Origin of the sequence: Aquimarina sp. MMG015, from assembly GCF_018100855.1 — a bacterium.
Classification (GTDB): Bacteria; Bacteroidota; Bacteroidia; order Flavobacteriales; family Flavobacteriaceae; genus Aquimarina; species Aquimarina latercula.
The window spans coordinates 176,530-192,207 of the sequence record NZ_JAGJEB010000009.1; the positions used below are offsets into that span (position 1 = coordinate 176,530).

16 protein-coding genes are annotated in these 15,678 nt (G+C 30.5%); 2 read left to right on the plus strand and 14 right to left on the minus strand.

What is annotated here, in order from left to right; translation table 11 throughout:
- Window positions 1-537: 537 nt before the first annotated feature.
- From J8L88_RS17580 to J8L88_RS17645, 14 genes are all read right to left on the minus strand, one after another.
- The gene (locus J8L88_RS17580) at window positions 538-1,125 is read right to left on the minus strand and encodes a hypothetical protein (protein WP_211061436.1); all 588 of its coding nucleotides are present in this window, start codon (window positions 1,123-1,125) and stop codon (window positions 538-540) included.
- A gap of 188 nt (window positions 1,126-1,313) precedes the next feature.
- On the minus strand, window positions 1,314-2,564 hold the full coding sequence (locus J8L88_RS17585; RefSeq protein WP_211061437.1) for a DoxX family protein: 1,251 nt from the start codon (window positions 2,562-2,564) through the stop codon (window positions 1,314-1,316).
- Between the two features lie 709 nt (window positions 2,565-3,273).
- The gene (locus tag J8L88_RS17590) at window positions 3,274-3,771 is read right to left on the minus strand and encodes a co-chaperone YbbN (RefSeq protein WP_211061438.1); all 498 of its coding nucleotides are present in this window, start codon (window positions 3,769-3,771) and stop codon (window positions 3,274-3,276) included.
- A gap of 196 nt (window positions 3,772-3,967) precedes the next feature.
- Window positions 3,968-4,645: a DUF4386 domain-containing protein gene (locus tag J8L88_RS17595; RefSeq protein WP_211061439.1), complete on the minus strand. Its 678-nt coding sequence runs from the start codon at window positions 4,643-4,645 to the stop codon at window positions 3,968-3,970.
- Between the two features lie 270 nt (window positions 4,646-4,915).
- Entirely contained in the window at window positions 4,916-5,755 is an 840-nt protein-coding gene (locus J8L88_RS17600; protein ID WP_211061440.1) for a carboxypeptidase-like regulatory domain-containing protein, read from the minus strand.
- 27 nt (window positions 5,756-5,782) lie between these two features.
- Window positions 5,783-6,931, minus strand: a complete 1,149-nt coding sequence (locus J8L88_RS17605) for a trypsin-like serine protease (protein WP_211061441.1) — start codon at window positions 6,929-6,931, stop codon at window positions 5,783-5,785.
- A 58-nt stretch (window positions 6,932-6,989) separates the two neighbouring features.
- A complete protein-coding gene (locus J8L88_RS17610) occupies window positions 6,990-8,357 on the minus strand; it encodes a serine hydrolase (protein ID WP_211061442.1) in 1,368 nt (455 codons plus the stop codon).
- 230 nt (window positions 8,358-8,587) lie between these two features.
- Window positions 8,588-9,151 carry a porin family protein gene (locus J8L88_RS17615; RefSeq protein ID WP_211061443.1) on the minus strand — a complete coding sequence of 188 codons (564 nt, stop codon included), beginning with the start codon at window positions 9,149-9,151 and terminating at the stop codon, window positions 8,588-8,590.
- Between the two features lie 103 nt (window positions 9,152-9,254).
- Window positions 9,255-10,349: an AraC family transcriptional regulator gene (locus J8L88_RS17620; protein ID WP_211061444.1), complete on the minus strand. Its 1,095-nt coding sequence runs from the start codon at window positions 10,347-10,349 to the stop codon at window positions 9,255-9,257.
- Between the two features lie 323 nt (window positions 10,350-10,672).
- Window positions 10,673-11,347 (minus strand): ZIP family metal transporter, encoded by a 675-nt coding sequence (locus tag J8L88_RS17625; protein ID WP_211061445.1) that lies wholly within the window; start codon window positions 11,345-11,347, stop codon window positions 10,673-10,675.
- A gap of 44 nt (window positions 11,348-11,391) precedes the next feature.
- On the minus strand, window positions 11,392-11,817 hold the full coding sequence (locus J8L88_RS17630) for a nuclear transport factor 2 family protein (protein WP_118385636.1): 426 nt from the start codon (window positions 11,815-11,817) through the stop codon (window positions 11,392-11,394).
- Window positions 11,818-11,850: 33 nt separating this feature from the next.
- A complete protein-coding gene (locus J8L88_RS17635) occupies window positions 11,851-12,930 on the minus strand; it encodes a zinc-binding dehydrogenase (RefSeq protein ID WP_118385635.1) in 1,080 nt (359 codons plus the stop codon).
- A 199-nt stretch (window positions 12,931-13,129) separates the two neighbouring features.
- Window positions 13,130-13,705: a Crp/Fnr family transcriptional regulator gene (locus J8L88_RS17640; RefSeq protein ID WP_118385634.1), complete on the minus strand. Its 576-nt coding sequence runs from the start codon at window positions 13,703-13,705 to the stop codon at window positions 13,130-13,132.
- A 280-nt stretch (window positions 13,706-13,985) separates the two neighbouring features.
- Window positions 13,986-14,603, minus strand: a complete 618-nt coding sequence (locus J8L88_RS17645; protein ID WP_211061446.1) for a DUF4832 domain-containing protein — start codon at window positions 14,601-14,603, stop codon at window positions 13,986-13,988.
- Between J8L88_RS17645 and J8L88_RS17650 the strand changes: the two genes are divergently transcribed.
- Window positions 14,528-14,959 (plus strand): hypothetical protein, encoded by a 432-nt coding sequence (locus J8L88_RS17650; RefSeq protein WP_211061451.1) that lies wholly within the window; start codon window positions 14,528-14,530, stop codon window positions 14,957-14,959. The genes J8L88_RS17645 and J8L88_RS17650 overlap by 76 nt on opposite strands.
- 8 nt (window positions 14,960-14,967) lie before the next feature.
- Window positions 14,968-15,678: IS3 family transposase (locus J8L88_RS17655; protein ID WP_211061447.1), on the plus strand; the 711-nt coding region annotated here is incomplete at its 3' end.

The following is a 15,678-nucleotide window of genomic DNA, read 5'->3' on the forward strand; positions in this document are numbered from 1 at the left end:
TTTATGATATAATAGACGCGTATTAAGATCAAATGGTTGCCTTGACAAGTAAAAAAGATACGAACTTGGTAAAACAGTTTATTATAAAGCTATTAAAAGAATTGAAAGTATTATAATAAAATTAATTAAGATTGAAAGAACATTTATTTTTATATGCAAATTATAATTTCTCAAATATTTTTTAGCTAAAAATCAATAATCAAAAAAAAGAAAGCAATGAAAATAAAGAAAAAGGGTATTACAAACCCAGTTGGAGGAGTGTGACTACTACTTATTCCATGCTGAATAATCGAATAGATTGTAAAACATATTCCTAATAGATATAAAAAGGATTTAATTATTCTGTATATGTCCATTTCTTAGTACCTTCCTTGATATCACTGCTCCCAATAGTTTAGAACTAGCATATCATTTTGCTTTAGACACTTAAACTCTAAAATCAAATGAAACTAGATCTATAACTAGATCGTATACTTTATTACGGGTATGGTTAAAGGTTATAAACTAACTGTAGTGAAAGTTGCTAATGGGTATTCCTTAATATTCATATTCTAATTTCTCTTTGATTTCTAATAGTCCTTTTTCTTTATCAGGAAACATAAAAAAAAGTTTATCTAACAGCTCTTTAGCCTTGTGGCAATTTTTAAATTCACTTTCACATTGAAAGCTATATGATCGAACGAGTCTGTAATTAATTTCATAGTTTTTTTGGAAAACTTCTTTTGCTTGTTCATAGTAAAAAACAGAATTAGACCATTTTCCTTTTTCAAACCACTCATCTCCTTTTTCAATAAGTATTAAAAACTCATTTTCCTTTTCCTGGAATTTAAGTATTTCTATACTCTCTGTATCTACAGTGTTTTGCCGGATTACATTAATTGTGAAATATGTAAAAACACTTGTTATAAGTATTGCGATACCAATTAGTATTTTCTTTTCTTTTCGGTTTTCCTTTCTTATTTTTTTTCCTATTTGTTGTATTTCTTCCTCGGAAGCTTTTTTTAAGCTTGATTTTCCTTCAGTATCTTTTAAGTTTTCTTTTTCTAATAGTACTTTAGACCTCAGTAACGTTTCATTATTACGTAAGCTTGAAATCACTCCTCGAATACTTTCTCCTCCTAACATATTTTTAACTATTTACTTACGGTGAGATGTAAACAATTAGATACATCCCTACTAATATGTAGATTCAAAATTAAATTTGTTACAATAATTTTATGGAAAACAATCAAAAGCAACATACGATTTCTCTCTACTTCTAATATGAATAATCAGAAAATCAAGAACGTTTTTGAAAACTTCAAAGAACTGTTTCACCTATTGTAAGGACGCTCATTAATCCAGTTAAAACCGCGAGAGTTCAAATTAAATTTTTCGTGATCTTTTCTCGAAAATATGATATGTAATGTATCAGAGTCTATAATTCCATCCAATTCAAGAAATTCTGAATTGGGATTTTTATAACTGAAATTATAATGTTCAGCTTCCGAATCCTTTTTATGTATCATTATTTTTTGAGATGTCGAATCTGTTATGAACTTATATTGATATTTTAGATCATCCATTGTTTTTACAGTTGCCTTATCTTTTAAGTCCACAATAAGATAACGCCATCTATAATTATCTGTAATTAATGGTTGTAATGTATCTCCATTTTTAATAAAATATGAAGCCTCCCATATACCATAGAGTAATGGCTTTTCTCTATTGTTCCCTCTATGACTTTCTGTGGTATAAAAATTAAATGAAATTAAACTAACAAGAATAAATAAACCAATGGATTTTATCCAAAATATGACTTTATGATATTTGTTGTTTTTAACAGGGTGATAATAAGTAAATACATCTACTGCTTTATTTTTAATAAATACTTTTAAAAACCTATCGTCAGTTATAAAAATCACCAGAGCCATTAACACTAAATGAACCGAAAATAATTTCACAGGAATGTCATAACAAAAATTCATCATGGCCACTTGCGCCATTACTCCAATAATTATAAATGAGCCAAGTGTTTGTGTTCGTCTAGGAATTAATAACAAACCACCAAGTACTTCCATAAAACCAACAAATACATTAAAACCTTTTGAAAACCCCATATAAGTCCACGCTAATCCCATTGGCGAAAAATCACCTAAAGGGTCGAGCAAATGAGTCAATGAAGCTGATGGAAACTGAAGTTTAAAAACCTTAACAAAGCCATAAAGAAGCATTACAGCTACTAAAACAATACGTAGAAATACTAAAAACCAATAAAAAAGCATATTGTAGCTCTTACGGTTTCGATCTAAAATGCTCCAAATAACAACGGTTATTAATGTTAAAACTACAGTTACAAATAATGTCAAATATGCAAAAGTGTGATCTCCACTACCATTACCACTTACCTCATATTCGTAGTTTATTTTAAAAACTTCTTTACCAATCCATCTAAATGGTACTTCAAAAAGTGGATTTAATAACATTAGAAGTATATAGAGAGTAAAATATGTAAATAGTGCTCTGAATATTAATTTGCTTACCGTATTCCAATGTTCTTTATATTCTTGCGTCAATAATTTCATGGATGATTCCTTGTAGATTATTATAAATTATTAGTATCCGGAATTAGTAATGTGTTACAATGGAGTAGTATATAAGATTTACTATTAGAAAACTCAATATTTTTTCTATCCGTTATTTAAAAAACAGAATGATATTGTAAAACTTTAGCCTTACTTAGTAGATCGGTTAGCATTACGTTTTTTTATAGTAACCAAAAATAGAATCAATTGTAAAATTGTATTAGGCAATATCGCTAAACCTATTGATAAAATATTATGTGAACCTAACGACATGTTTGATCCAAATTTTAACCATAAAAAAATAGCAATAAACATTAATAAACTAGGGAAGAAAAAAGCAAGAATTTTTTCATTATTTATTTCTTTAAAGGGTTTATAAAACAAATAAGGTAAATAGGAGATTGCAGCTATTACACAGTAAGAAAAAGCTAGAATAATGATCAAACATCTTTCGCCTTCGCAATTTATACTCAATAGAAATCCAGTTAGTATGTTTGCTAGTAATGCTATTAAATATTCCCTCCAATTATTCATTTATAATAGAATTCATTATTTTTCTTGGATATTTTTACCACAAACTAATATCCTTTTTTACTAGTTAGGGACTAACAAATATTACAAACCTCCATTAGATAATTTAAAACAACCTTACCCTAAAAAAAATATAATGGTTATCCACTAGTAACAAAATGACGTTAGCTGTAGCGCATTAATCCGTTTCACTACAAAATTTATTTAGATCAAAAACTGTCATTGCACCTGCATATCTTTTAATTTCTTTTCCATTTTTTAATAAAATGAACTGAGGCAAACCTCTAATTTGAAATCTATCTAACAATTTTCTGTTTAAATCGGCATTAACTTTAGCGATTTGTATATTCTTTGATTCATTTGCGAATTTTTCTATAGTAGCGTTCATCATCAAACATGGACCACACCACTCAGCCCAAAAATCGATTAAAACTAGTTTTTCCTCTTTCAAAACTGAATCTATATTTTTATCATTGAGATGAATGATTTTAGATTTATTTTTCTTCAAGAATATTTTCTTATATAAGAATCTAAAAGGAAAGGTAAATGCTGAGACTATTGTTGAAGAAAAGAAAATAATAAGAGCAAAAATATAGTTTACAATTGTTGAAATATTTTTCTTTTCTTCAAAGTTCTTTTCAGAATCATTTTGGTATTTAATAAGCTTTTCTATCATTTCTATAATCAAGCACAACTCTGGAGTATATTCATGTTTTCATTATAATTGATTACCAACTACTCTCTATAGTTTATTTAGCTTTAAAAATAGCATAAAATCCCGATCAAACAAGATCGGTTACCCTTTTCTATATTTTCTTATGAGTATTGCTACTTATCGTAAACTAGCTGTAGCAGGAGAACCAGATAAATATTTAACTTGATTTTTTCTTAACTCCGATAATTAAAAGCCACAAACCAATTCCAATTTCGCCTAATGCATGAGGAAGACTTGCTATTGTTGGAATTATTGTTTTTCCATAGGAATCTGGATAAAGAAAATATCCTAAAAAATCTGTCAAGTAACCGAAACATCCAACTATGAGTAGAATTCCAAAAATTTTAGGAATAAAGCCAGATCTTAAAACTAAATAACCAAATGGAAGTAACCAAAGACCCCAAAATATTTGAACAATGCTAAACCCGTTATAATGCGACCTAAGAAGTATTAAAAGTTTTTCAGCCTGTATATCTGTAGTGTTAATTCCTGCTTTATTATTAATCAAAGAAATGATATCAAGCTTAGGTATTAAGTTAACATATGAAAATGCAACACTTATTAAAACAAAAACAACCATTATAATTGCTGCTTTACTATTGACTTGCTTGAGCAATTTGTATAGAGAAAGTGATAAAAAGATAAAAATAGTAATCATACACAAATCACTCAATATTCCCATTTTGAATAGCAATTCATTTGTAGTGATATTATTATGAGTTTCCAGGGCATTGTCTAAGGCATAAAGCTTTGACGGAATGTATACAAGACTAAACATTCCACATATAATCATAAGAATATATAGTAAACCAGAAACTCTCGCATCTTTTTTCATTGAAATCATATTAATTGGTTAGTTTCTTGTAAGACGATTATGAAGATGATTTGTTACGCCTCTCGTTTTGAAAGCTTTACTTCTAAGCTGTCGCTAATCTATGATTAGTGTAACTCGCAACTTTGGAGACATCTTTTATAAAACAATCATACCAAACAATATCTATCACTCTTTTATTGATTTTCTTAGTAATATCAATTCAGCAATAGCAGTAAATTCACCAGTATTCTAACAACCAATTACACAAGTTGCCGGCAATAGTTCTTTCACTTATTGCCGCACTGTTACGTACATGGATATCTTAGCACCTTTTGTTACATTCCAATTGCCTACACTTGATGAACGCCCAACTGCCCTTCCTAATAATTGCCCGTTATAATTAAATGGTGCTTGTTCATTATATTCCTGAGGTAAATATTCTATTGCAATAAAGACAGGGTTTTCATATTTCAAATCAAATTTTTTCAAATCGAATGTATTCCAGCCATTTATTATCTGTTTTTCAATAATGATATTACTAGCACCTATTTTCTCAAAAGGAAGATTATCTTTTATGCTGTAAAAATTTATTCTAAATTTTGCAGCATCGATATTTATATTAGAGAGTGCGATACTTACATCTAAAAGCCTTGAAGGTTTTTTTATTTTGAGTTTTTTAGCAAATTCTTGAATATTATTATTCTGATTATTATCGGCCCGAACATCACCTACAACGAAACTAACGTACGATGTAGTTCCTAACTTTTTTTCTTTTGTTTTCTTTGAAATAATTGTGACTTCATCTAAAGACACCAATTTCTGATCAAGAACAAATTGGCTGATGCTTTTTTCAACAATATCAGAAATTTTAATAGTATGTTGTTTATAGCCTACATAGGAAAAAGATAAACTATCAGATTTATTTTCTTCTTGTATTCTAATACTAAAACTTCCATTTTCATCGGATATAGTTCCTGTATTTTTATTTTTAATTCCAATATTTACATATGCTAATTTTTTATTATTAGCTCCCTTAACTGTTCCTTTTAAAGTTAAATTTTGGGACCAACAAATATTAGATAGTACTAATAAAGTCAAGAAAAATTTTAAAGATAATTTGTATTGATGCATTTTTTGTTTTTTTAATTATTTTCCTTTTTATTTACGAGTCAATTCGTACGTTACGTCAGGTTGTATTATAATTAATTTCTTAAAAATTCCATTTTTCTCATTTTTGAATTCTAATTTATAGCCTTCTAATATTTCAGAAGAAAATTCGTGTTCTCCAGTTGGAACAAATTCATATTCTTGGCCTTCGGATACGAAAAGATAAATCTTAGTGTCATTCTCTTTTGTATGCACCCTCATTATATTTCCTGATATTTCATACTCGCCAACATATTTCTTTAAAGTACCTGCATTTACAGATATGATCTTTGGTTCATAAACAGTAGCATCAGGCTTCGGCTCTACTCTTAATATCGCTTCAGAAACGTTGCCATTTCCTGTCATTTCTTCATTAATCCATTGTATATACTGCGATACTCTTGTATAGTTTTCTACCACACCATAAAGTCCTTCGTCTCCTCCTTTTGTATCTTGCCATGAGCTAATTCCTGCCAAGTAAACGGTATTGTTCTTTACAATAAAAGCAGGTCCGCCACTATCACCCGGACCACTAATGCCTTCAAATTCTGTAAGATATTTTGTTTGGGTATCTGGATGATCAAATGTCCATGTCAACCAATTTTTAGTTGCTGTTTCAATTCTATTGGTAGCACCTCTTTGTTTTCCATCGTTACCGTTTATTCCAATGAGTCCATCACCTTTATTTCCTCTTCCAACCATGTACACGAGCTTGTCTACTTCGTCTTCATCAACATATAATTTAGCTTGCATCGCATCAATAGGTTTTGTTTTTAAATGTAATAATGCAATATCTTTTAATAAAGAATTATCGGCTTGTGGATCATCCCATTCCTTATACATAATAACCTTATCTACTTCTATTTCGACATCGTCTATGATCACAAAGTGTTTTCTTCCATTTTCAAATTTTTGCGTAATTCCTACGGCGCAATGAGCTGCAGATAAAACCCACTGATCCGCTACAATGGTACCTTCACAATCAGGTAGATTTAAATGACATATATATTTTTCGAACTTCTTGGCAAGTTTGAGAAACTCGGATTCATCTTTGTCATGTCTGGTTATCATTACCTCACGCTTGTTACTAGTTGTATAACTAAAGCCTACTGATATTAATGATACTATTAGAAACAATACGATTGAATTTATTCTTTTCATTTTAGTTTTTTGTATTAATTACTCCATTTTACAGGGAACAGTTTTAGGTATAATGCTTTTACTCTGCTAGTAAAAAGTTTGATATTCTTTTTGCTATTGAAAAGACACGTAGATCCGATTTATTACTAAGAATAATTATTGTAATTTCTTTTTTAGGATACATCCACAGGTCTGAACTAAACAAGTCACTCCCACCAGCGTGACGAACTATTTCGTCCTCTAAATCTTTATTTACAATTCCCCAACCATAGCCATAGTGAGCCCGTCCACCATTGTATTCAAAATGAGGATGAAGGTATTTAGATGTTGTTGCTTCATCAAGTATTGTACGGTCACGTATTGCTTGACTCCAGAGCAGTAAGTCACTCGCCCTCGTTAGAATACCTCCATTTCCTTTGAGATTGAGATACGGACCATTGTCACTCCAATTCTCTTCATTAGGTTTTTTAGCTTCAGTACTATCTACATAACCATTAGCAATTTCATTATTTTTCCAATCAGGAATTACATAGCCAGTATGGTACATTTTCGAAGGTTTAAAAATTTCTTCATTCAAAAAGGTTTCATAATCCATTCCGCTAGCTTTTTCAATTATTAATGCGAGTAAGCTATATCCCATATTAGAATAATTAAATGCTGTCCCAACTGGACTTATCAGTTCACTACTAAATACTTGGCGTAGAAATTCCTCTTCTGTAATAGTGTCGTAATCACCTCCTATCCCAGCTGTTAAACCCGAAGAATGTGTGAGTAACTGATGGATAGTTATATTTTTTTTGTCGTTAGGAACAGCATCAAAGTATTTTGATAGTTTATCAGTAGTAGCCAGCTTATTTTGCATGGATAATTTTAGTATCCCTGCACCTGTAAATTGTTTTGTAATAGAACAAATATCAAAAACTGTATTTACGTCATTTAGCCCATTGTCTTGACTATTTTTTCTCCCATATGCCTTATTAAATATGATGCTGTCATTTTGAGCGATTAAAATAACTCCTGAGAAATCTCTTTCGGTAAGTTTTTTATCTATGGTATTTAGATCATCAATTTCCATACGAATCGCTTTAAACGTTTCGTCTGGTTGTATTAGAGTAAATTCATTAAAAACGCCATTTTCTACCTTCTTAAATTCTACTTTAATTTCTTCTTCTACTCTAAAAGCAAATTTGTGTTCTCCAGATGCAATTAATTCACTTTCTCCTTCAAAGAGTGAATTAAAATAAAGCTTCGTGTCATTTTCTTTCTCTTTGGTATAAATATTTATTATAATTCCCATTTCTTCATACATATAATCTCCAACATATTGTTTTAGATTACTAACAGTAGTTACAGGTATGTCTTTTGGTTTATTAATATTTGTACAACTAAAACTCACTAATGAAAATGATAGCATTAGAAGTAATATGATTGTATTAACTTTTTTCATGATTTTCTGTTTTTTGATTTACTACTGCGAATGTAGATCTCAAAACGGAACTAAAAGCTACTATTGAGGTTGGAGAAGTACTGAAATAAAACAGTTTTACGAATTAGGACGTTTTATGGACCAAATCGTGCTTAAATTTATAGGAATCTATTATTTAGTTAAGCTCCTCAATTGGATAAAGAAAAACCTGAGTTTTTATAACTCAGGTTTTTCTTTGTATAGCTATTATTTTAGAAAAAGAAATAGCCAATAGATAATTGAAATACCCCATTCCTATTTTTGTCTGAAATACCATCTATGTTATTTATGTTAGATAATCCTAGATTATATCTTGCGCTAAAATAAAGCCCATTATCTAGTTTATAACCTACACCAAAATTCACTCCAAAATCCATGGTTTTAAATTGATCTTTATAATCTTGAGTACCTCCTTTAGTAGAAAGTAAAAAACCAATTTGAGGTCCTGCTTCTAAACTCAATCCTTTGGTTACATAATATTTTGACATTAATGGAACATTCAAATAGTTGAGTGCTATAATACCTTCAGAATCCACACTTGAACCATATCCTTGTCCGGAATACATCAATTCTGGTTGCAAAGAGAATTTATCAGAAATTTTAATTTCAGCCATAATTCCCAGATTAAAATCTGTTGTCCAACCGATTTCAGAGTGGTTTGCTCCTGTAAGTGTTGCGAAATTAAGACCTCCTTTTACTCCTAAATTAAAGTCTTGCGCATTAACATTCGATATTGTAAAAACTGTTATAACGATTATTAATATTACTTTTTTCATGATTTTATGTTTTTTGATTTATTCGTGTAAAAGTAAATTTCAAAAGAAAACAAAAAGCTAATTTTGAGGTTGATGAAGTACTAAAACAAAGGATTTACACGAATTAGGACGTTTTTTTGAGCTTTCTATAAGCTCCCGGAGACATTCCCAGACTAGAATTGAATGTTTTGTAGAAAGCACTTTTAGATTTAAAACCTACCTCCATTCCAATGGCCTCGACAGAATACTTATTAAATACTGGATTGTGTAATATATTTTGAGCAGCTTTCACTCGATATTCATTTACAAACTGAACAACACTTTTATTAGTTTCCTCGTTTATAATCTGTGATAAATAGCCTTCATTTGTTTCTAATCGAATTGCTAAATCGTACCTGCTTAAAAAAGGGTCTTTAAATAATTGCTCCTCTTCCATTAAGGTATATAGTTGGGTAACAATTTTAGAAACAGTAGTTTCATTTATTATCCTTTTGGACTTCGCATTACTTTCTTTCTTAGAGGATAAATATTGGTGTATTTCGTCTTTTTGAACAATTACTTGCAGTTTGAATACGCCATAATACAATATCCACCAAGATAAAATCGACAGTAGAATTCTTAAGAGATTAGCGCTGTACTCCGACTCAAAAAAAGTTATCTCTATATTGGCCAAAAGCCAACATATGATAATACTGATAATGAAGAAGTTTAATCGTAGTAACCAACGTTTTTTCTCTTTTGAGATCGTGTTCGATTTTGTTACTAAATACCTACTCCAAAAGATTAAAAACAAATTGTAACTAAATACGGTAGAGAGCTTAATATAGTCTATAACAACGGCAAAATCTGAGTCATATAGGTGAAAAACAGTGTCTAGATGAAGAATAATTTCTATAATAAAAGAGCAAATGAATGGAGCATACAACCACTTAAACCATTTTTCTTTTAGATACTTGTGCTCGATTTGAATAAGAAAATATATAAATAGAGTGACAGCAACGAGATACTCTAACATAATAAGGCCCAAAAAATCTAAAATAGGATTTTCCTTATCAGACCAACTCCCTAAAAAAGTTAGATTAATTAGTAAAAATAATGATAGCGAGAGATAGTTGTTTGCACGACTCTTATAAAAAGACGTAGTTACCAGTGATAGGCATATGAAACATCCTAAAACTCCACTGGTAATAACTACCAAATTTAATGTAGTTTCATTCAATTGGTTAGAAAATTAAGTGCATTCTATTTTTTAATATGGGTTCATCTATAACCCTATTTTTCTTTTATAATTAACTACCTTGTTATATCACGTGTTGCAAAATTTTTAGAATAAAATATTCTAATGAATCTCTAAAAGATCATCGTGACAATGAATTGAGTTAAAGAATTCAGTTGTCGTTCGTTTACAACTAATATACTATCAGTTAAATATATAATTTCCAAAATAGATATCCATAGATTTTATGAGAATGTAAAATATATTTTCTAAGTATCATTATAGAACTATTGCCATAACTACTTTACCATTTCTCTTGAGAGCTTTTAGATCAAATTAGCGATAAAGACACCAAAACATATCACTACCAGCTTGGATAAGTTAAAGGTGTGACCTTCGCCAGTTTCAAACAAAATAGTTGTAGCAATATGTAAGAATATACCGATCACTATAGCATTAACAAAATCTACATATTCAGTAGCTAAGATCATATTATTAGATATATAGGTACCCAAAGGTGTCATTGTCGTAAATATGATTAAGAAACTAATAATTTGCACTTTGCTATACCTAGATTGTAATAAAAAGATAGTTATTAATGTCGCTATCGGGATTTTATGAATTAATACACCATATATAATATCATTGTGATGATGAATAGGAAACCCTTCTAAAAAACTATGAATACAAAGGCTTATAAATAGTACCCAGGGAAATTCTTTATCTTCTTTATGTGTTTGTACATGACCATGTTCTATACCTTTAGATAAAAATTCTAAAATAATTTGCAGTAAGATACCGCACATGATAAAAAGTCCGGTTTGCTTGGCACCTAAGCCATGATACACCTCTGGCAATAAATCAAAAAGTGTTAATGCTAATAGAAATGCACCACTAAATGATAATAAGAGTTTAGTACCTATTGGTTTTTGTTTTTTGGTTACAAAAGCAATAATAACACCGATAACAATGGCAAGAACTGGAAGTAAATACGTATTCATAATTATATCTGTAAAAATTTCACCTGGGTCTATTTTTATTTTTTCTATTCCTTAGTATTCTTCACTTTTGTAGAATAGGTTTTGCTAACAATCTTCCAATTCCCATCAATTTTTAGTAGATGCATAAAATCAATGTAAGAAAAAGTATCATACTCTAGTTCTAACTGAGCATTGGCTGCATCTCCTGCTATATTTATGGCCATAATGCTCGTTTTTGTTTTTATAGGATCATTTGCGTTGACATATTCGCTTAACGCTTCAATAGCATTTACATCCTCATATTTTTTTTCTACCCACTTCATGGTAGCATTGGGATGGAATGCCTTTTCAAAAGACGATGCATTGTGTGTAGTCATTCCGTCAAGGTAATAATTAATCGTTTTTTCAATCAATTGTAGATCGTTATTTTGTGCTTGCACTTGTGTCATAAATATTGTGATTAAGGTGAATACGAAAAATATTTTTTTCATGATAAATTATTTTAAATTTCTAATTCGAAAATGTTATGGGCGTAATGCAACTTTAAGCGTTCCAGAAGAACGATCACGCATTAAGTCATACCCTTTTTCTGCTTCTGATAATGGTAAAATATCGGTAAAAATCTTGCTAGGGTCAATAACTCCTCTTTCTACTATAGGAAGTAATTTTTCCATATATGCGGCTACATTTACAACACCAGTATGAATGGTTATATTTCTAAACAAAGCTGATGAATAGGGTTGTTCTACAGGTTCATAAAGATGTCCAAACCCTAGTACACTTATAGACGCACCTGCCTGAGTCATTTCCATACCTTGTGCAATTGCCGTTTTATTACCCACAGAATCGATTATAGAATTTGCACCTCGCCCATCTGTAAGTGATTTTACAAATGCTACAGGATCTTCATTTTTTGAGTTCACTATATGGGTCGCTCCTATCGTTTTTGCTAATTCTAATCGACTATCGTGACGCCCTACCAAAATAATAGTAGATGGACCGAATAATGTAGCAGCCATTACTGCGCTTAAACCTACTGCACCATCACCAATCACGACTACAGTTTCTCCTGTTTTGATATTCGCATTTAATGCTCCATGATAACCGGTAGCAAAATTATCTCCTAATGGAAGAACTTTTGTATCGTGCTCATCACCAGTTAACCCTTCTGGAAGTTTAAATAATGAAGAATTACCGTAAGGAACACGTATAAATTCGGCTTGACCTCCCTGAATATCATCTCCTCCATGTTCTGCAAATAATGGAGTCCCAAATAAACCTCCATGGTCACATGCCGAAGGTAAATCCCGCTTGCAATAATAACAATCTCCGTCAATAAACATAGCCGAAGCTATGACACGATCTCCAACTTTTAATGAATGAATATCTTTACCTACTTGGTCTACGATACCAACAAATTCGTGGCCTATTCGCATCCCTTTAAACAAACCCATTTCTGGCCCATTTTGGGTAAATTCTAAATCTGCACCACAAACACCTGCAAGTGTAATACGTACAATAACATCATCATCTTTTAATAATTGTGGCTTTGGTATATCTACGACCTCAATTTTTGCTCGTTCCTTATACACTACTGCTTTCATAATAAAAATATTTACTTTTTTTATTTTTAAAAAGAATACAGTTTCGTTTTATAGAACTAACGCCTCATAAAACGTAAACTAGTATCTGTCAATTATTGACAAGACAAAGTTGCGCCATAGTTGACTAAACAAATATGATATGTATTAAGAAAAAAGCTTGACCTATATCAAGAAGTAAAATTGATTTATATCAATTTATTTATGATCGTGAGCGAATTCTACTTATTGATTCTGGAGAAATGCCTAAGTATGATGCCAATACGTACTGTGGTACTCTGTTTGCAATTTCTGGGTATTTATTAACATATTCCCAATATCGTTCTTCTGTAGTTTTACTAATATTAGAAATAGTTCTTTTATAAGAATAGGCCATAGACCTTTCTGTAAATAATCTAAAATATTGAGATAAAGCATGTATTCTACTACAAAGCTCTTCCACATCTTCATACTTCATTTGTAGGATTATAGAGTCCTCAAGTGCCTCTGCATAATATTCTGCAGGAGTTCTATGTATATAACTATAAAAGTCTGTAAAAAAATAATCTTCTATTGCTATGATTACCGTATGTTCTTTTCCTTGATCATCTAAATAGAAAACTCTAACCGCGCCTTCTACAATATAGTTTCGATATTCAGACACAAACCCTGGTTGAACAATAAATTGCCTTTTTTTTACCCTAGTGGTTTTTAATATCGAAATAAATTCCTCTATTTCACTATCTGATAATTCGACATATCTGGCTATGTGATCCAATATCCCCTTGTATTCACTCATCAATTTAGGTTTTTGACTCTTGTCGGTAATGTGTTTTTTATATTGTTTGTTGTGTGTTTCAACAACTAATTTAGTAAACTACTAACCGAATAAGAAATCTATGAGATTTTTCTGAAGTAACCAAGTACTAGTTATGAATTATACATGTTGTTTTGCAAAGTTTCATTTCGATTATGTTTTTATAAATTATAGCAGACAATATCTCTATTACTCTTTACCATATCATACAAGTATCACCAATAGTCACAAACTAATGGCAGTGAGGGTTCGTTTTTAAAAATTATTGCTTTATAAATTCAACACTAGAAGAAATATTACCATTTAATCGTATAAAATACAATCCATTTGATAAGTCTGATATATCTACGGTAGCATCATTAGAGACTACAACCTTTTTAATTAATTGTCCATTGACATTATACAACTGAATCTCTTCACTATCAGATTCTTTTAATTTTATGGTAATAATATCTGATGACGGGTTTGGGTAAAAAGAAAAATTATCTTCAAACACATAATCATCAACACTAAGTACATTATTTAAAGATACTGTTTGCGATAAATTGTTATATCCTGTTCCAGACTCCCAAGTATTTTGATTTGCAAATTGTATACTATAATCCGAATTTGATTCTAAGGTAGTTTGGATATCAGGCATCCAGAGATATAATTGAAAGGTTCCTGTGAGTCCCAAGTCAAAATTTTGAGTGATTGTAACAGAAGACTCCCACGTTCTAATATCGGTGTCAATCAATACTTTTGTAATTTCATTCGACGCCGTATTTTTTAAAATTAAATATACATTTCTCTCTTTAAAAGGTCTTGCAAACCCAACTGTCTTGTCCTGAAATAGGTTTACACAAAAAGTGTGAAAATATAGAAAGATATTCAAAAACATCAACAACAAAATGGCAAAATAGGTATAGTGAAGAGTTTAAAGATTTCGTTTGCAACGAATTTTTAACAGGAACTTTAAAGCGAAAAACAATTGAAGATAAATATAATCTGGGTCACGGAACATTAACAAGCTGGTTAAAAGACAAAGGATATGATTATACAAACCCAAGTATAGTATCTTTACCAGTAATGGCAAATCAATCAAATAAAACTTCAGACAACAAAAACGAATCTGTATCTCAATTAAAGAGGGAACTACAAGAAGCTCGATTATTGGCCGAAACTTACAGAAAAATGATTGAGGTTGCAGAACAAGAATTTAAAATAAGAATTGTAAAAAAGTCCAACACCAAGTAATCCAAGAGATGAAAACCCTTTATCCAAAAGTAAGTTTAGGCAGGTTCTGTCGATTACTTGGTGTTACCCGACAAGCATATTATCAGCATTTTTGGTATCGAGAGCAACTAGCTTTCGAAGATGAATTAATTGTTTGTGAGGTCTTAAAAATCAGAAAGAACCATCGTCATATGGGAGGAAGAAAGTTATACGAGCTTTTACAACCCTTCTTATTGGAACATCAAATTAAGATGGGAAGAGATAGGTTATTTGATGTTTTATCTGCTAATCACTTATTAGTTAGACGTAAGAAAAAACAAACAATAACCACAAACTCATTTCATAGATTCAAGAAGTATTCGAATCTTATCAGAGAACTTGTTCCTGAAAAACCTAATCAATTATGGGTTAGTGACATAACTTATTGGAGAATTGAAACAGGCTTTGTGTATATAAGTTTTATCACAGATGCATATTCTAGAAAAATAGTTGGATATCATTTAGCTGGTAGTTTACAAACATCTGAGACAATCCAAGCGTTGAACATAGCAATATCGAATCTCAAAACAGATATTGATAGTACCTCTAAACTTATACATCATTCAGATAGAGGAACTCAATACTGCAGTTATGAATATGTGAAATTGTTAAAAAAAAATAACATTGAGATTAGCATGACAGAAAATGGAGATCCCTTAGAAAATGCAATAGCAGAAAGAGTGAATGGTATTATAAAGGAG